Source organism: Providencia sp. PROV188, assembly GCF_027595165.1.
Classification (GTDB): Bacteria; Pseudomonadota; Gammaproteobacteria; order Enterobacterales; family Enterobacteriaceae; genus Providencia; species Providencia lanzhouensis.
On the sequence record NZ_CP097291.1, the window covers coordinates 1,661,813 to 1,679,153 of the forward strand.

Here is a 17,341-nt window from a genome sequence, read left to right on the forward strand (position 1 = left end):
TGGAATTGTAATGAAAACAATAGCAAATATTGAGTTTAATCAGCTACCGTTAAGTGAAGGCATTATGATGGTTTCTAACATCATTCGCGCCGATTTTCCCTTTATGCAGGTACAAACGCAATTAGATGATTTAGTCACTAAAGCGCGTGCAGCGATAGATTTGACGGCGGATAACCAGTCAAAGATAGAACAGCTGATTGCACTGTTTTATAGTGAGTGGAAATTTGGTGCGGCGCACGGTGTTTACGCGCTATCTGATATGCTGTGGCTGGATAAGGTTTTAGCCTCTAAGCAAGGTACTCCAGTCTCTCTTGGCTCAATTTTCTTATTTATTGCTGAACAGCTCGATTTAGAGATTGAAGCTGCAATTTTCCCGACTCAATTACTTTTTGTCTCGACAAAACGAGATGGTTCTCAGTGGTTTATTAACCCTGTTAGCGGTGAAACCTTATCCCAACACACACTAACTATGTGGCTAAAAGGAACTGTTGACCCATACTCGGAATTCATCTTTGATGAATTGGACGTGGCTGAACATAGCGTTATTGTTCGCAAAATTTTCGACACGCTAAAAGCGGCGCTGATGGAAGAGAAAAAAATGGAGATGGCATTAAAAGTCTGTGAGACATTGCTGATCCTCGATCCTGAAGACCCTTATGAAATCCGCGACCGAGGGCTTATCCTCGCGCATTTAGATTGTAACCATGTGGCGCTGAGTGACCTTAACTATTTTGTTGAGCATTGCCCAGAAGACCCTGTGTCGGAAATGATTAAAATTCAAATTTATTCGCTGGATAACCTTCCAGTTGTACTGCATTGATTAACGTATAGACAGTTTTTGTCTTCCTATAAAGGGTAAGAGTATGCAACAGAAAGTAGTCAGTATCGGTGATATTAAGGTCGCAAACGATCTGCCATTTGTTCTGTTTGGTGGCATGAACGTACTTGAATCTCGCGATATGGCGATGAAAGTGTGTGAGCATTATGTCACTGTGACACAAAAATTAGGCATTCCGTATGTATTTAAAGCCTCTTTTGATAAAGCTAACCGATCATCTATTCACTCTTATCGTGGACCGGGCTTGGAAGAGGGGCTGAAAATCTTCCAAGAAATCAAACAGACTTTTGGTGTGAAAATCATTACCGATGTTCATACTCCAGAGCAAGCTCAGCCAGCTGCTGAAGTGGTGGATGTTATCCAACTGCCAGCATTCTTAGCGCGTCAAACTGACTTAGTTGCGGCAATGGCGAAAACTGATGCGGTTATTAACATCAAAAAACCTCAGTTCATCAGCCCGGGACAAATCGGCAACATCGTTGAGAAATTTATCGAAGGTGGTAACGATAAAATTATCCTGTGTGACCGCGGTGCAAACTTTGGCTATGACAACCTAGTGGTTGATATGCTTGGTTTTAATGTCATGATGCAAGCCTCTAACGGCTGCCCAGTTATTTTTGACGTAACACACTCACTGCAATGCCGTGACCCATTTGGCGCTGCATCAGGTGGTCGTCGTGGACAAGTTGCTGAACTGGCAAGAGCGGGAATGGCGGTAGGGTTAGCAGGTCTGTTCCTTGAAGCTCACCCAGATCCAGATAACGCACGTTGTGATGGTCCTTCTGCATTACCATTAAATAAATTAGAGCCATTCTTACAACAAGTTAAAGCCATTGACGAAGTTGTAAAAAGCTTCCCTGCGTTGGACACCAACAGCTAATTATCGCTTCAAATGCAATTAAATGATGTTGTTTCCATGTTCGGCGCTGATCTCCAGCGCCGATATGGTGAAAAAATTCATAAAGTCACCTTACATGGTGGCTTTAGCTGCCCAAACCGTGATGGCACGTTGGGGCGAGGTGGCTGCACCTTTTGTAATGTGTCATCCTTCAGTGATGAAAAACAGTCTGAACAACCCATTACCCTTCAAATCCAGCAACAAATTTCCCGAATCTCTCGAGCCAATCGCTATTTGGCGTATTTCCAAGCCTATACCAGTACATACGACGAAGTATATCGTTTAAAACAGCTGTATGAAGAAGCGCTGCAACAGGCCGATATGGTTGGCTTATGCGTAGGCACTCGCCCTGATTGTGTGCCTGACGCGGTGTTATCTTTACTGGCGGATTATCGCCAGCAAGGTTATGAGATTTGGCTAGAACTTGGCTTACAAACTGCTCACGACAAAACATTGCACCGTATTAATCGCGGTCATGATTTTGCTGCCTATCAAGCGACCACCCAAAAAGCCCGTGCGCTGGGAATCAAGGTTTGTACTCATTTGATTTGCGGCCTGCCAAATGAAAATGCGGCAATGAATATGCAGACGTTAGAGGCGGTTTTGGCGTGTGGTACAGACGGTATAAAACTGCATCCACTGCATATTGTTGAGGGCAGCATTATGGCAAAAAGTTGGCGAGTGGGTCGCATAGACACCCTATCTTTAGAAGAATATACCGCAACTGCGGGGGAGATGATCCGCCATACGCCAACGGATATTCTGTACCATCGTATCAGTGCCAGTGCGAGAAAACCGACTCTATTAGCCCCACAATGGTGTGAAAATCGTTGGGTAGGCATGAACAGTTTGTACCAGTATTTGCTCGCTAATGGTGGGCAAGGCTCTGCGTTATAGCGTTTCAAGAACCGTTTTAAAAATATCATTTATTCATACGAATTCACTTTTATAAATAATAATAAGGCATCTATGTACCCAATCCTCTCTGTTATTAAAAATACCAGCCGCCAATTTTGCTTAGGTGCGGTGGGTTTAATGTTCTCACTACATTCAATGGCGCAATACGATATTACGCCTGAAGATAAGAAAATATTTGAACAGACCAAAACAGCGGCTCAAAACAATGACGCTAAAGCGCAATATGAATTAGCTGGAATGTATTTGTCGGGAATTGGTGTATTACAAAACCAAAACAATGCCAAGTTATGGGCAGAAAAATCAGCACAAGCAGGCAATGCAGATGCGTATTCATTATTGGCGGATATTACGTTAATTAGTGGGGACAGAACGTTTACTGAGGAATTTGTCAAAGCCCGTGAATATGCGACTAAAGCCGTTGCTGGTGGGAGTATTCGAGGGAAGATAAGTTTAGCAGAAACGTTGATTACACCTGAGTCAGGTGATGTTGATTACCCGCGCGCCATTACGCTACTTGAGGAAGTCAGTGCGTTAAATGATAAAGATTATTTTAATGCGCCTTTATGGTTAGGCATCATTTATTATGATGGTAATGGGGTGCCACAAGATGAGAAAAAAGCCTTGGAATGGTTTGCGAAAGCCGATGCATTAACCTTCGCTGGCTTTGCAGAAGGTATGGCTTCATTTCAATTTAATGATGGTAACAATGGTGCAGTCAGAGATGACGAGCAGAAAGCGACAAAACTCCGTGCGATGGCTTGTGAATTAGGTAAAACCGAAGGTAATGAAATGTACTGTTACTGATTTTTAGCGTACATGATGGAATTAAAAATGCCGCCCTTGTTAAGTCAGTGCGGCATTTTTATTGTCAGCGTTAAGTTAATAACACGGTAGCACTGTTATGACTGAAGCTGCTTTTTATTTTCCTGGATCTGATGAACTTCTTCTAATGCACTTTTCAGTGAATTTTGGAAGCTCAGCACGCCATCAATCGGACGAACATTGGCACGCGCTAATGTTTTCAGTGGTTGGAATGGAATATCGCACACAATAATGTGGGTGTCTTTACGAACGATATCAATAAATTTATGGAAAGCTTCTAGCCCCCCTGCATCAAATACAGGTACGGCATCCCACTGCATCACAATTGTTTCATAACCGTGACTTTTTATCCGTAGTTCATCAAAAATACGCTCTGCGGCAGCAAAGAATAGAGGACCATTCACTCGCACAACCAGCAGGCTTTTATCTTCTTGAGTCTCTGGTAGTTGGGTTACTCGTGTCATATTGGCAATTCGGCGCATAAACAGCAGTGATGCGATAACAATTCCGACAGTGATAGCAATAACCATGTCAAATAGGACAGTCAATGACATACACAGCAGTAAAACAATAATGTCATCTTTTGGCGCGCGGCGGATCAACGTAAACACTTTGCCAGCGGCACTCATATTCCACGCCACAATTAGTAGCAGTGAGGACATAGCAGCGAGCGGTAAATAGGAGAGCAATGGTGCAAGAATAAGCAAGGTCAGCAATACTAAAATAGAGTGCACAATAGCCGATATAGGGGATGTTGCACCAGCGCGGACGTTTGCAGCCGAACGGGCAATCGCCGCGGTTGCGGTGATCCCTCCAAAGAATGGGGCGGCAATATTCCCTAATCCCTGACCAATAAGCTCACTATTGGAATGGTGTTTTTTCCCCGTCATGTTGTCGAGCACGACGGCACACAATAGGGATTCAATTGCACCAAGAACAGCCATTGACAAAGCGGCAGGCATCAATGCGGTGATCATCGACCAACTGATGGGCGCACTACCCGGTAACTCCCAAGGCAACATAAACTGCGGCAGAATAGGCGGAATACCGTTACCTTGAGTTCCATCCGGTAATAAATAGCTAAATTTAGAACCGATAGTTTCTACCTGAATATCAAACAGGGTTAGCACCCACATGATCAGGGTGCCGACAATAATTGCAGGCAAGTGTCCCGGTAGGCGAACTTTGAGTTTAGGCCAGAAAACCAGCACTAATAAAGTCGCAAGCCCAATCAAGGTGTCACTGTATTGTAGGGTTGGAAATGCTTTAGACAGCGCAATCACTTTATCGACATAGTTTTCAGGAACATGCTCCATGTGCAGACCAAAAAAATCTTTGATTTGCATGGTCGCAATCGTAATCGCAATCCCCGACGTGAAGCCAAGCGTGACGGATACAGGAATATATTCGATAAATTTACCGAAGCGAGCAAAACCCATCGCCAGCAAGATAATCCCTGACATCAATGTCGCGACTAATAAGCCACTAAGCCCGTATTGTTGGGATACGGGGTATAAGATAACCACAAAGGCCGCAGTTGGACCAGAAACGCTGTAACGGGAACCACCCGAAATTGCAATGACAATCCCCGCAATGGCAGCGGTGTAAAGACCATATTGAGGTGGAACACCACTGGCTATAGCGAGTGCCATAGCCAGTGGAATTGCAATAATCCCAACGGTAATACCCGCAATTAAATCCTTCATAAATCGGGCTGCGGTGTATTTCTCTTTCCAACAGGAATCAATCAATGCGCTAAAAGGACGCAATCTATTAATATTTTTTGTACTCATTAAAACCCTACCAAAATAACAGGGTGAAAAATAAACGAAATGAAGGTATGAGGATACGCCTAACTGAATCAAAAAAATGTGTTATTTATCAATGAAACTACAATTATCATAACGTTTTCAGTATCAAAAGTAAAAAAGCGTTATTTACTCCGTTAAATATCATTAAACGTATTTAAAATAATTATTAACTATCGATTTGCTATTTTAAACAGCAATTTAAAAGGTGTGATAATTAATTAATAGTCAATTTACCGTTTATTTAAATACCACCCAAAACAAACTAAAAAATAAGCGAAAATAATAACCATCCCCACAAGAGAACCACGCAATAACTGGTACGCTGAAATAATTTGCGAGTGCCTTCCCAGCGACTTTCCATGCTTCGGTTTTCCCTATTTGGGTTTCTAGAGGATTGAGGAAATAAGAGTCCGAGAGCATTATCAAAGGCTTGGGTATCTCCCTGACGATAAATCAGCGTGAAGAAATGGTGGTCGAGCCATAGGCGGAAAATAAAGTATTGGCTAGCAAAAAACAGCCCGACACTCACCGCGAGGCTAAAATGTGAGATTGAATCATGAAGCAGTAAAGCGAATTGACCCAATAACGCGAGGATGGCACCTACGGCAAAATAGCGCCAACTTGCGGTGAATACCACAATCACATCTCCACGGTTTTTATCCATCAATGAACTCATTGCTGTGTTCTCCGTATATGAAATTGCTGATACCAGTGATGTAACTGTTCAACAGTCGCTGAATTTAAAATCACCTGAGGGCGAACTTGTTCCACATGAGCGATTGCCTCATCGATATTTTCCGCCATATTTTGATGTACCATCCAAGCCACTACAACCGTCGCACTACGGGAATAGCCTAACTTACAGTGAACATACACCGAACCACTTTGGGCGAGTCTATCCATGGTCATAACGGCTTTCTCAATATCCTCGGGGCTTAGAGGTAACAAATCAATCTGTGGCTGACTACAATAATTTTTACCTTGGCTGTAGTTATTGCGAGGCCACTCGCAAGTCATATCGAGAACGGCTTGAGTTTGCAGTGGATATAACGGGCGTCCTCCCAAAACTATTTTTTCGTTCACAATACTAGGTTGCTGGCAGCGCTTGGCATAGTAATGATAGGTACCCCAAGCGATCAGGCGATAAGGAAGTAAAACTAATGTGGCAGAAGGAGAAACCTGCCCAGAGGCTGTTTTCTGGAATATCGAAGCACCAGCACCTAAATAGCCTAGTGTGACGAAAGTTAAGGCGATTGCAGGCCATAGGAGCCACCATGTTGCACCTTGCACGAGAAAGGCGAGAGCATAGCAGGCGATAGCGCCGACTCCATAGTTTGTTGCTATTTTCAGGCTACGAGGGCTACCGGTATAGCGCCATTGCCAGCGAGTGTTAATGGGTAACAAGTAGCTGATGATGACACCAACGGCGAAGCCAGTGATCACATCGATAAAGTGATGCTGCCATGTGGTGAGAACGGAGATCAAAATAAGGATTGACCAACTGTGCAGTAACCAGCGCCATTGAGTTGGAGTATGTGCTCGGAAGCGTAACCATAGTAACCACAGTAAAATAATATGCAGTGAAGGGGCTTGGTTATAAGGTAAGTCAAACAGCTCTAAGCTATCGAACATCCAGCCGAATGCCCCATTGGTTTCAGGGCGAGGAAAGCTGAACTTAAGTGGAAAAAGTAAAAAGCCAGCACAGGCGATGAGGGAGGCTGCAACTAAACGCAAACCATGGATGCATTGCTCACGGCGGGTAACACAGACAAACAAGGAAAGCCCATAGAACAGGTCGATGCTCCAATAGGGGATAATGGTCCATGGCAAAAATGGAATGTGTGTTTCCCATCCGTATACATAAGAAGGCACATTAGGCAGTGTCGCGGTGTAATTATTGACTTGCCCATAGGTTAAAAAGAAAAAAGGGGCTAAAAATAGCAACCAAACTAACCCATAGAGCCAAATCTGGCGTCGTGATGTCGGGCGCGTATCTTGGGCTAAATGGAGCATGGGTTCGGTTCCTATCCTTATTAATCGCCTCTCGATGCACTGAAGGTACATCAATCAGTCATCTGCAAGCCAAGTGAGCTATTTGCAGGTTAAATGAGAGCTGAGCAGATAAAAATACAGGTTATTGATAATGATACCAATAACCTGTTGGTTAAAAAGATAAATTATTAACGACGCCTTGCAAGGGAAACACTAAAAATGCCCCAGTTATCGATGGACTGCGTGATTTTTTCGAAGCCAGCTTCTTCGACTAAAGCATCCATTTCGCCTTGGCTGCGGCAGCGCATTACCCACGCTTGTCCACCTTGGTGACTTGGCAGTACTCGGGCGATCATTTCAACTTGTGGGTGCCACGGCTGGCAGGTATAGACGAGTAGACCACCAGATGGAATGGCACGAGAAAGCCCATCAAGGGAAGCGCGGATCAGCTCATTGCTTGGGAAAAGCTCATATAGACCGCTGACAATCCCCAACGTCGGCGCAGGAGAAACTGCCGCGAGGTCGTCTGCATCAAATGCGTTACCTTCTTCAAAGCGAACTTTATCTTCCAAGTAACGCTCTTTGATATGTAAACGCCCTTGCTCAACGTTAATTGGGCTGTAGTCGCGCAGTAGAACGGAATCGACTTTTCCGTAGTCATTAATGGCATCAAAAATGTAGCGACCTTGACCCGCGGCAATATCCATAATACGAACAGGCTTCCCGTTATTAGTCAGTTCACGAATAGCTTGGCGAATAATGTTTTCAATATTGACTTTACGCTGGCGGATCCCTTGCCAGCCAATACTGTTGAGGTACTGCCTATCGATAATACGGCCAAATAGACCGGAACCTTGCGCCTCGTTGCGATAGACATAATCGAGGGTAGAGCCGGAATCAAAACCCTTATCGTAGCCGATACGTACACCTTCAGATGCTTTGCCTAATGTGCTCATCGATTTGCTCATGATTTTATAAGCAAGGTTTTTCGGGCAGTATTTAGGTAGCGGTACACTCAATGAGCGGAATGCGTCGGCACTGGTGCTCCAGGTATCTTCGAACTGATAATCATGTTGATACAGAGGAAGTGCAAATAATTTATCAACAAATTGACGGATCATTTCGATAGGAATATGGCGTTCTTTTTCACCTAATGTGTCGTGATAAAAACCAGGAAGAATATGCTTCTCTTTAATTGAGGTATTTAGACGCTCATAAAATTGATGTTGTGGTTTATGGTGTACCACATAGTCACTACCAGAAATAAACAACTGAGTTGGCAAAGTGATGGCCGCGGCATCCGCTACCACCCGGTCTGCGGTGGTATACAGTTCCAAAAGAATATTCACGGCAATTGGGCGCGTGATCAGTGGGTCATTGTTAAACGAGTGGATACGCTGCTCATCGTGGGTTAAAAACTTGGCTTTTACATAAGAATTCACGTAGAACAAACCGCGAATTTTTTGCATTAACCCTAAGCCTGTACGGGCAAATGGGACGTACAGTTTGACCTTAAATGCAGGTGAGGCTAACACCATACCTCGGATTTTAGGCGTATAGTCATGCACCCACGTAGAGACCAAAACGGCGCCGACACTTTGACCAATAACAATAATGTTTTCGAATGGGATCTGATATTGCTCTGATACGTAATGGACAAATTCATCCACATCGCGGATGGAAGTACCTAGCGATGGGCTGTAGCCACGCGGACCCTCATTACGACCGTGTCCACGAGCATCCCATGCAAACATAGCAAAATCAGGGAGGTTCAACTCATCCACTAAATGCGCAACACGACCAGAGTGCTCATGACCACGGTGAAACAGAATAATGGCTTTATCGGTGATTTGTTCAGTTGGCCAATAACGATAAAACAAATTGGTATGATCACTGGTGGTAAATTGAGATTCGACAACAGGACGCTGAGTCGAATAGTCAGTTTGAGCGTTCATAATTATTCCTTAATTATTTTCCGATACTGCACTTAATTCAGTCAGTGCGCGGCGAATACGGTTATAGCAGGTATAGGACAACAGCAAGGCAAAGATGACAAACAGGATATTGATCCAACTTGCGGTCATCAGTTGCGGAAAAATACAGACAAACAACCCGAGCGCGCCAAAAACAAAAGCACGATCGCTTTTGCCTACGGGACCATCATAACGCCGAGATGCGCCAATCGCTTGAGCAATGACGCCGATAAATTCAGTCAAAACGCTGAGGAATAGGATCAGTAAAATCCACCAAAATGCATGCGGGAAAATCAGCACGAAAGGCAGGTATAAGGCAACATCAGAAATGACGTCGCCTAACTCATTTAGCATTGCTCCAAGGTGACTTTTTTGGTTATGTTCACGTGCCAGCATGCCATCAATAGCATTGAGCGCCATGCGAATGAAAAGGACAAACGGCAGCAGGATAAACAAATAAGGGCTAGGGAAAATGGCTAATAGAGCACCAACGATAATGGATAACCCTAATGCTGCGAGGGTGACTTGGTTGGCTGTAATTCCCGCCTCAAAGAGCTGACGAACGATAGGGCGTAACAGATTCTGAAACTTCGGTTTCAGATCATAAATGGTCATTCACTCATCCTTAAAATATGCCGCATAGTGTGCAGTTTAGTGCTATATCAATACGCGATTATGTTTTAGCTGCAATAAGAGCTGTCCTAAGTTCACTGTTACAACTATTTATCGTGATAACTATTCACCGTGACAGCAATTTATCGTTACAGTGATTCATAGTGACAACAAAAAGAGACTCAACGATTACTTCCTAAAAGAGCAACTGAGAATTTAGAGGGAATGGATAGAAAAAAGTTCGCGTGTTTCAAAAAAGAAAAGACGCGCAGCCTTTAAAGAAAATGCGCGTTTTCTGAGGGTTAAATAGAATAAGCCATATCCAATTCATGAGTGGCTTTATTATTGCACTTATGATTAAGAGTAGAACGCATGCGTTTAAATTGGCTTGGGGTCATATTAGTGAGTTCTTTAAATTTACGGCAGAATGCGCTGTGGTCGGCGTAGGCACATTTAATGGAAATATCCGTAATCGAATAGTCTTCTTCTAATAATTCAATCGCGTGTTCAAGGCGTTTCTTTTGAATATATTGTTGGGGAGTAATATGAAATACCGTTTTAAATTGACGATTGAGTTGTGATAATGACAACCCTGAAATCTCAGCCAGAGTCGTTATTTTAATGGCAGTATCAAAATGCTGACTAATATAGTGTTCAACGCGTCCCAATTGACCATTTAATTTTGGACTCACTGATTTTTCATCCTGCAAATCTACCGAAATTCCCGCAACACCGATAACCTGATTTTTAGTATCAAAAATCGGCACCTTGGTTGTTAAACACCAGCCTAATAACCCTGCCTTATAGAGATGTAATTCTAGTTTATTGATAACACTGATTTTTTTCTGCATAACCAAATAATCTTGAGAGCTATAACTTTGGCCTAAATCTGCATGGAAGATATCTTCTGCAGTTTTTCCTATTACGCCATTTGGTTGATCAACTTTACACCGTTTAGCCAAGTTTTCATTGGCAAGTAAGTATTTGGCATTACGGTCTTTAACGAAAAAAGTCACATTAGGAAGCGTATTAATCAGTGGCATCACTAGCCCAAGATGATTTAACAAATTATTAATATTATCTACGGGAAAAAGCATGTTTTCCTGACTAATCAACAACAGTTTATTTAAATCAATCATATTGCGCTCCAATGCATTCAACTAATTTTAATAGTTATCTGAAATGTTTTTAAATTGTGCAGAAATACGCATGGGTTGATTCGAAAGATATCAAGAGTTGTTTACATAAATCAAGCATTCTATTAACAAATGATATTAATAAGGATGAACTGATGCAGAGTAAATATAAGAAAATTGAAGTCATTGACTCTCATACCGCAGGAGAACCGACACGTTTAGTAATTGAGGGTTTTCCTGATTTAGGGAATGCAGACATGGCGTCGCGCCTGCAAAAATTACGTACGGAATATGATCATTGGCGCTGCACAACGATTTTAGAACCACGTGGAAATGACATTTTAGTGGGCGCATTACTTTGCAAACCAGTGAATCCGAAAGCTGCCGCCGGGGTGATTTTCTTTAATAACGAAGGCTACTTAGGTATGTGTGGTCACGGCACCATTGGTTTGGTCGCATCATTGCATTACTTAGGGCGCATAGGTTACGGGGAGCATTTAATTGAAACCCCTGTCGGGGATGTGACCGCTAAATTACATGAAGATGGTAGCGTGAGCATTCAAAACGTCTACGCATACCGCTATCGCAAAGCCGTCCAAGTCAACGTGCCGGAGGTTGGGCTAGTGACTGGGGATATTGCATGGGGAGGAAACTGGTTTTTCCTCGTCGAAAATTCACCACTCGCTATCCAGTATAGGAACGCGAAGGCGCTGACTGAAATCTGTTTGAAAATCAAACAAGCCCTTGTTGACCAAGGTATTTTTGGTAAAGATAACCAAGAAATCGACCACATCGAACTATTTGGTCATTGCGAAGATGCGGATAGCCAAAGTTTTGTTTTATGCCCAGGCGGTGCCTATGACCGTTCTCCTTGTGGCACGGGAACAAGTGCCAAGCTGGCGTGTCTTGCGGCAGACAACAAGCTCGCAGAAGGCAAAATTTGGCGTCAGGCAAGTGTCATCGGTAGCCAATTCCAAGCTAGCTATCAGATTGCAGATGCTAATGGCATCATCCCGACTATTCGCGGAAATGCCTATATCAGTGGCGAAAATACCTTATTGATCGATGAAAACGACCCGTTCCGCTTTGGGATCACGGTGGAGTGAGGTAAGCCAATGGATAACAAATATTCTGTGATTGTGGTGGGTGGTGGCATTGTCGGGCTCAGTATTGCGTTATCTGTCCAGAATCAAGGCACGGGCGTTTTATTGGTCGACAAAAACCAAATTGGATCTGGTGCTTCATTTGGCAATGCAGGGCATATCGCCACGGAGCAGGTTTTTCCTGTGGTTGACCCCTCCGTTTTGAAATCAATTCCTAGCATGTTGCTCGACCCGTTAGGCGCATTGCGTATTGATTGGCGTTATATATTGCCGCTCACACCATGGTTACTGAAATTGTTGGGCAATATGCGCCACAAACCGTTTATGCATATTCACCACGTTCTCTCCATGCTCAATGGGGCATCATTGGCTTCTTGGCAGGCATTTTCTAAGCAGTGGCAGTTAGAGGATTTAGTCAAAATCCAAGGTTCTTTGCTGGTGGCTGAGAAACAGTCGACCCTCGAAAAACTGCGTCGCCACGGTGAGTATTTAAATAGCATGGGGGTGCATAACCAATTCTGGGATCAATCCCAACTGTTGGCACAGCAACCTGAACTTGCCAATAACCAAATCGGTGGATTGTTCTATCCCGAGACTGGACATGTGGTGGATCTCGCCTTAATGCATGAGCGATTAACTCAAGCATTCATACAGTTAGGGGGAAAAGTCCTGACTGAGTGTGAAGTCACGGCGATTGATTCGTCATCGGCGAGCCAAGCTCATTTAACCACATCACAAGGCACATTTATCGCTGATAAAGTGGTGATTGCGGGTGGTGCATTTTCGAAATCGTTAGTGAAGATGGTGAGCCGCATTAATGTGCCGTTAGAAACGGAGCGCGGTTATCACTTGATGCTGCCAAATGAAAAAGGGCGTTTATCAATTCCCATTTCCAGTATGGATCGCCGCTTTATTATGACGCCGATGAACGGTGGGTTGCGTCTTGCGGGTACGGTGGAATATGCGGGACTAAAACGCCCACCGAATATGCAGCGCGCTCGTCACTTTTTACCGTTAGCTAACCCGATGCTAAAAATGCCATTGGATAGCCAGAATACCAGTGAATGGATGGGTTTTCGTCCCACTATCTCAGATTCCTTACCGGTCATAGACCAAAAAGGCCCGTATGTTTTTGCTTTTGGGCATCAACACTTAGGGCTAACACAAGCGGCAATTACCGCAGATATCGTTAATAACATGATCCACGGGCAACCGACACCGCTCGATTGCTCGCCTTTTTCGATAAAGCGCTTTCTTTAATTCAGGAGAATTATAATGAATTTTCATGGCATCCTTGTTCCGTTAGTCACTCCGTTTCATGATGATCTTTCATTGAATATCACGGCGTTAGCAGAGTTAACCGAAAAACTGATCGCCAGTGGTGTGACTGGGTTAGTTGTCTGCGGCACCACGGGTGAGTATTACGCATTAAATGAAGATGAACGTAAAACCGTATTAACCACGGTCAGTAAAATTGCCAAAGGGCGTGTGACACTGATCGCAGGGATTAATGACTTATCTACCGAGGGCGCAATTAAACGCGCAGCACAAGCGAAAGAACTGGGCTACGAAGGGTTGATGCTGTCGCCGCCTCCGTACAGCCTGCCGGATCAAAACGGCGTTTATGCTCACTACGAAAAGGTGGCGAAATCCACCTCGCTACCAATCATTATGTATAACTTCCCAGCCCGTATTGGTATCGAAATTGAGTTAGATACCGTGGTGAGATTGGCTGAAATCGACAATATCGTCGCTATCAAAGAGAGCAGTGGCAGCTTTAGCCGCGCTCTGCATCTGTTACAAACGCCATTTAAAAACTTTGAAGTGATTTGTGGCTGTGATGACCAACCTGTGGACTTTTTCTTCTGGGGCTCGAAAAGCTGGATCGCCGGTGCAGGTAATGTTTTCCCTGCCGAGCAAGTGGCGATTTTTAACGCATCGCAAAAAGGGGATTGGGCGAAGGCGAAGCAGATCATGCAAGAGATTTACCCAGCCATTTATTCCATGGAGTCAGGTAATTATAACCAAAAAGCCAAAGCGGGTTGCTTAAAAGGCACCTTTAACGTGGGGCCAGTTCGTTTGCCTCTGTCAAATATTAGCCAGCAAGAACGTCATGAGTTTCTTGCGCTGATCAAACCATAGCGAGGTTGCATATGTTGATCACCAAAGAGCAGATATTTGAGCGAGCAAAACAGAGCCAACTGTGGGCGGGGAATTTAATTGCGGGCTACCAAAGTGGTAGCGCCAAACTCAAAAATTATACGCCTATTGATAATAGCGCGATTGGTTATATTGCGGATGGCAGCGCGCAAGATGTTCATGCAGCCGTAAATATTGCTCGAGAAACCTTTGAAGAAGGGTGCTGGAGTGGGTTATCTCCCCAAGAACGTAAGCAAGTGATGCTGCGCTGGGCGCAGTTAATTGAAAAGCACAGTGAAGAGCTGGCGGCCTTAGACTGCGTGGATGCGGGGAAACCCATCACGGAATGTTTGCACACAGACTTACCCGCAACGGTGGAAACCTTCTATTGGTATGCGGAAGCTATCGATAAATTGTTCGGAAAAATTGCGCCAACGGGTCGCCAAGAAATGGGGCTGATTGTTCATGAGCCGATTGGGGTTGTGGGCGCAGTTCTACCTTGGAACTTCCCTGCTCAAATGTTTGCATGGAAAGTGGCACCGGCGTTGGCGGTCGGGAATTCGGTGATTGTTAAACCCGCAGAATTAACTTCCTTGAGTGCCTACCGCATGGTGGAACTGGCTTATGAAGCTGGCGTCCCTAAAGGTGCGTTAAGTTTAGTGTGTGGACTAGGTGAGAAAGTCGGGGAAGCCTTAGGACGCCATCCTGATGTGGATGTGGTGTCGTTTACTGGTTCAACTGAAGTGGGGCGTTTATTTCTGAAATACTCCGCGGAAAGTAACCTAAAAGAGATTGTCTTGGAATGCGGCGGGAAAAGCCCGCAAGTGGTGTTTGAGGATGCGGACTTAGATGCGGCTATTCCACATATTATGGCGGCAGCGTTCTGGAATATGAGCGAAAACTGTAGCTGTGGCTCTCGCTTAATTGTGCATGAAAATGTCAAAAAAACCTTACTCGAAAAGTTAACTGCGGCGACATCAACATGGCAAGTGGGAGACCCTCGCGAGGCAGGGGTTTCTATTGGCCCAATGATTGAACAGGCGCATTTTGAAAAAGTGAAATCGTTTTTAGATACCACCGTTAAAGAAGGTGGAAAATTGGTAACAGGAGGAAAAATACATAGTGACCTCGGCTCAGGATGGTATATAGAACCAACTATCTTTGATGCCGTTACGCCAGAAATGTCTCTCTTTCGACATGAAGTTTTTGGTCCCATTTTAGCCGTCACATCGTTTAAAACCGATGACGAGGCGGTCAATTTAGCCAATGACACTCACTACGGATTGGCTGCATCGTTTTATAGCCAAAATGTCCATCGAGTGATGAATATTGCACGTCGTATCAATGCGGGGACGGTGTCCGTCAACGGATTTAGCGAAGGTAATATCACCACGCCATTTGGTGGTTTCCGTCAGTCAGGTTTTGGTGGAAAAGACAACGGCTTAGAAGCCTTTGAGCAATACACCCAAACGAAAGTTATCTGGTTTATCAATCAGTAAAATGACATTGACCTGAACCTTGCGGGGTTCAGGTTTCGACCCTTGCAAATACACAAATACAATTACAATAGTCGAGGAGTACATATGGAAGCCATCGTTAATACCATCGTTGGTTACATCTGGGGTAATGCTCTCGTATTCTTATCTCTGGGTGTCGGTCTCTATTTCACATTAGCAACACGCGGTGTTCAGTTTCGTTACATCGTCAAAATGGTCTGTTTATTAAAAGAAAATAAAGCATCAAAAGACGGGATTTCCTCATTCCAAGCCTTCTGTTTAGCATTATCGGGGCGTGTTGGGGTCGGTAACATTGCAGGGGTAGCAACAGCGATTGCGGCAGGTGGTCCCGGCGCAATTTTCTGGATGGTCGTCATGGGCTTACTTGGAGGCGCGAGCGCCTTTATTGAGTCTACACTGGCGCAAATTTATAAGCAGCGCTCAGATGATCAATATCGTGGTGGTTCACCGTACTATATTGAAAAAGGATTGAAATTAAAGCCTTTTGCTATCTTTGTTGCGGCAGTGATCTGTTTATCTTACGGTGTGTTGGTACCGGGTATTCAAGCCAATACCATCGCGGATTCGTTCCAAACGGCATTTAATATTCCACCAATGGCAACAGGTGCATTAGTGACGGTATTAATGGCGTGGTTAATTTTTGGTGGCGTGAAACGTATTGCGAGCGCAGCCGATAAAATTGTTCCTATCATGGCATTAGCTTATATCGTGATGATGGTGATTATTCTGGGCAGCCATTGGGATAGCGTGCCTGGCATGTTCAGCTTAATTTTCCGCAGTGCGATGGGAATGGATGCGGTATTCGGTGGGATCGTGGGAACCGCGGTGTCTTGGGGCGTGCGTCGTGCCGTGTTTTCAAACGTGGCAGGAGCCGGTGAAGCGACGTTCAGTTCCGCGGCGGCAGAAGTTAGCCATCCGGTCAAACAGGGGCTTATCCAAGCATTCTCTATCTATATCGACACCGTGGTTGTGTGTACAGCATCGGGACTGATGATTTTAGTCACCAATATGTACAACGTTTTCCCTGATGGTTCAGCGACTGCCCTTGTGGAGTATGTGCCAGGTGTGGCAGCAGGAACTGCATGGACTCAAATGGCAGTTTCTACGGTATTTACATCGGCGGGTGCGGGGTTTGTCTCTATCGCGGTATTCTTGTTCGCCTTCACAACGCTTATGGCTTACTACTATATTGCAGAAACCACCATTGTTTATCTTGACCGTAAGCTTAAATACCCTGTGTTGAAGCTGATTTTGAAATTTGTCTTCCTAGTGATTGTCTTTATGGGCAGCGTGCAATCAGTCAGTATTATGTGGGGACTGGGTGATATCGGCTTCGGCAGTATGAGCTACTTAAACTTGATTGCGATTGTCTTTTTATCGAAACCCGCTTTAAGAGCGTTACGTGATTTTGAAAGACAAACTAAATTAGGGGTTGATCCGGTGTTTGATCCGAAAGCCGCAGGTGTAGAAAACGCAGAGTTATGGGAAGAAATCAGTCGTGAATATCATGCGCAAGGCGTTGGGATTGATAAAATCGATGGTTCTGGGAAGATAAACGAGAAATTACTTAAGGAAGAATAAC

General features: G+C 44.4%; 15 protein-coding genes. 9 read left to right on the forward strand and 6 right to left on the reverse strand.

Annotation, left to right across the window (positions count from 1 at the left end):
• Positions 1–10 precede the first annotated feature (10 nt).
• The 4 genes from M5X66_RS07530 to M5X66_RS07545 all read left to right on the forward strand — a co-directional run bounded on the left by M5X66_RS07530 (position 11) and on the right by M5X66_RS07545 (position 3,458).
• The gene (locus tag M5X66_RS07530; RefSeq protein WP_036954641.1) at positions 11–820 is read left to right on the forward strand and encodes a transglutaminase family protein; all 810 of its coding nucleotides are present in this window, start codon (positions 11–13) and stop codon (positions 818–820) included.
• A gap of 43 nt (positions 821–863) precedes the next feature.
• Complete coding sequence (gene kdsA, locus M5X66_RS07535) at positions 864–1,718, forward strand: 3-deoxy-8-phosphooctulonate synthase (protein ID WP_036954638.1); 855 nt, start codon at positions 864–866, stop codon at positions 1,716–1,718.
• Between the two features lie 12 nt (positions 1,719–1,730).
• The gene (locus M5X66_RS07540) at positions 1,731–2,633 is read left to right on the forward strand and encodes a TIGR01212 family radical SAM protein (protein ID WP_154609958.1); all 903 of its coding nucleotides are present in this window, start codon (positions 1,731–1,733) and stop codon (positions 2,631–2,633) included.
• A 72-nt stretch (positions 2,634–2,705) separates the two neighbouring features.
• Entirely contained in the window at positions 2,706–3,458 is a 753-nt protein-coding gene (locus M5X66_RS07545; protein WP_036954628.1) for a tetratricopeptide repeat protein, read from the forward strand.
• Positions 3,459–3,553: 95 nt separating this feature from the next.
• Here M5X66_RS07545 and dauA read toward each other — a convergent pair whose 3' ends face one another.
• The 6 genes from dauA to M5X66_RS07575 form a co-directional block, all read right to left on the reverse strand.
• Positions 3,554–5,269, reverse strand: coding sequence for a C4-dicarboxylic acid transporter DauA (gene dauA, locus M5X66_RS07550; RefSeq protein ID WP_108478208.1), 1,716 nt, complete (start codon positions 5,267–5,269; stop codon positions 3,554–3,556).
• 280 nt (positions 5,270–5,549) lie between these two features.
• A complete protein-coding gene (locus M5X66_RS07555; RefSeq protein WP_270103972.1) occupies positions 5,550–5,963 on the reverse strand; it encodes a hypothetical protein in 414 nt (137 codons plus the stop codon).
• Complete coding sequence (locus M5X66_RS07560) at positions 5,960–7,300, reverse strand: phosphatase PAP2/dual specificity phosphatase family protein (protein WP_270103973.1); 1,341 nt, start codon at positions 7,298–7,300, stop codon at positions 5,960–5,962. The genes M5X66_RS07555 and M5X66_RS07560 overlap by 4 nt, the downstream gene beginning before the upstream one ends.
• A gap of 167 nt (positions 7,301–7,467) precedes the next feature.
• The gene (locus M5X66_RS07565; protein WP_270103974.1) at positions 7,468–9,234 is read right to left on the reverse strand and encodes a bifunctional alpha/beta hydrolase/class I SAM-dependent methyltransferase; all 1,767 of its coding nucleotides are present in this window, start codon (positions 9,232–9,234) and stop codon (positions 7,468–7,470) included.
• A gap of 9 nt (positions 9,235–9,243) precedes the next feature.
• Positions 9,244–9,867: a CDP-alcohol phosphatidyltransferase family protein gene (locus M5X66_RS07570; protein WP_036954608.1), complete on the reverse strand. Its 624-nt coding sequence runs from the start codon at positions 9,865–9,867 to the stop codon at positions 9,244–9,246.
• Between the two features lie 299 nt (positions 9,868–10,166).
• The gene (locus M5X66_RS07575) at positions 10,167–11,003 is read right to left on the reverse strand and encodes an AraC family transcriptional regulator (RefSeq protein WP_036954603.1); all 837 of its coding nucleotides are present in this window, start codon (positions 11,001–11,003) and stop codon (positions 10,167–10,169) included.
• Positions 11,004–11,155: 152 nt separating this feature from the next.
• Here M5X66_RS07575 and M5X66_RS07580 point away from each other — a divergent pair, with 152 nt between their 5' ends.
• The 5 genes from M5X66_RS07580 (at position 11,156) to M5X66_RS07600 (ending at position 17,340) form a co-directional block, all read left to right on the forward strand.
• The gene (locus tag M5X66_RS07580) at positions 11,156–12,106 is read left to right on the forward strand and encodes a 4-hydroxyproline epimerase (RefSeq protein WP_270103975.1); all 951 of its coding nucleotides are present in this window, start codon (positions 11,156–11,158) and stop codon (positions 12,104–12,106) included.
• A gap of 9 nt (positions 12,107–12,115) precedes the next feature.
• Positions 12,116–13,363, forward strand: coding sequence for an NAD(P)/FAD-dependent oxidoreductase (locus M5X66_RS07585; RefSeq protein ID WP_270103976.1), 1,248 nt, complete (start codon positions 12,116–12,118; stop codon positions 13,361–13,363).
• Between the two features lie 15 nt (positions 13,364–13,378).
• Positions 13,379–14,245 (forward strand): 4-hydroxy-tetrahydrodipicolinate synthase, encoded by an 867-nt coding sequence (gene dapA, locus M5X66_RS07590; RefSeq protein WP_108478204.1) that lies wholly within the window; start codon positions 13,379–13,381, stop codon positions 14,243–14,245.
• An 11-nt stretch (positions 14,246–14,256) separates the two neighbouring features.
• Positions 14,257–15,741 carry an aldehyde dehydrogenase gene (locus M5X66_RS07595; protein ID WP_036954587.1) on the forward strand — a complete coding sequence of 495 codons (1,485 nt, stop codon included), beginning with the start codon at positions 14,257–14,259 and terminating at the stop codon, positions 15,739–15,741.
• An 84-nt stretch (positions 15,742–15,825) separates the two neighbouring features.
• The gene (locus M5X66_RS07600; RefSeq protein WP_036954583.1) at positions 15,826–17,340 is read left to right on the forward strand and encodes an alanine/glycine:cation symporter family protein; all 1,515 of its coding nucleotides are present in this window, start codon (positions 15,826–15,828) and stop codon (positions 17,338–17,340) included.
• The last annotated feature ends 1 nt before the right edge of the window (position 17,341 follow it).

Bases quoted from the DNA above. Each gene is read 5' to 3' on its own strand.
- M5X66_RS07530 (WP_036954641.1), top strand. From the start codon at position 11: ATGAAAACAATAGCAAATATTGAGTTTAATCAGCTACCGTTAAGTGAA.
- kdsA (WP_036954638.1), top strand. From the start codon at position 864: ATGCAACAGAAAGTAGTCAGTATCGGTGATATTAAGGTCGCAAACGAT.
- M5X66_RS07540 (WP_154609958.1), top strand. From the start codon at position 1,731: ATGCAATTAAATGATGTTGTTTCCATGTTCGGCGCTGATCTCCAGCGC.
- M5X66_RS07545 (WP_036954628.1), top strand. From the start codon at position 2,706: ATGTACCCAATCCTCTCTGTTATTAAAAATACCAGCCGCCAATTTTGC.
- dauA (WP_108478208.1), bottom strand. From the start codon at position 5,269: ATGAGTACAAAAAATATTAATAGATTGCGTCCTTTTAGCGCATTGATT.
- M5X66_RS07555 (WP_270103972.1), bottom strand. From the start codon at position 5,963: ATGAGTTCATTGATGGATAAAAACCGTGGAGATGTGATTGTGGTATTC.
- M5X66_RS07560 (WP_270103973.1), bottom strand. From the start codon at position 7,300: ATGCTCCATTTAGCCCAAGATACGCGCCCGACATCACGACGCCAGATT.
- M5X66_RS07565 (WP_270103974.1), bottom strand. From the start codon at position 9,234: ATGAACGCTCAAACTGACTATTCGACTCAGCGTCCTGTTGTCGAATCT.
- M5X66_RS07570 (WP_036954608.1), bottom strand. From the start codon at position 9,867: ATGACCATTTATGATCTGAAACCGAAGTTTCAGAATCTGTTACGCCCT.
- M5X66_RS07575 (WP_036954603.1), bottom strand. From the start codon at position 11,003: ATGATTGATTTAAATAAACTGTTGTTGATTAGTCAGGAAAACATGCTT.
- M5X66_RS07580 (WP_270103975.1), top strand. From the start codon at position 11,156: ATGCAGAGTAAATATAAGAAAATTGAAGTCATTGACTCTCATACCGCA.
- M5X66_RS07585 (WP_270103976.1), top strand. From the start codon at position 12,116: ATGGATAACAAATATTCTGTGATTGTGGTGGGTGGTGGCATTGTCGGG.
- dapA (WP_108478204.1), top strand. From the start codon at position 13,379: ATGAATTTTCATGGCATCCTTGTTCCGTTAGTCACTCCGTTTCATGAT.
- M5X66_RS07595 (WP_036954587.1), top strand. From the start codon at position 14,257: ATGTTGATCACCAAAGAGCAGATATTTGAGCGAGCAAAACAGAGCCAA.
- M5X66_RS07600 (WP_036954583.1), top strand. From the start codon at position 15,826: ATGGAAGCCATCGTTAATACCATCGTTGGTTACATCTGGGGTAATGCT.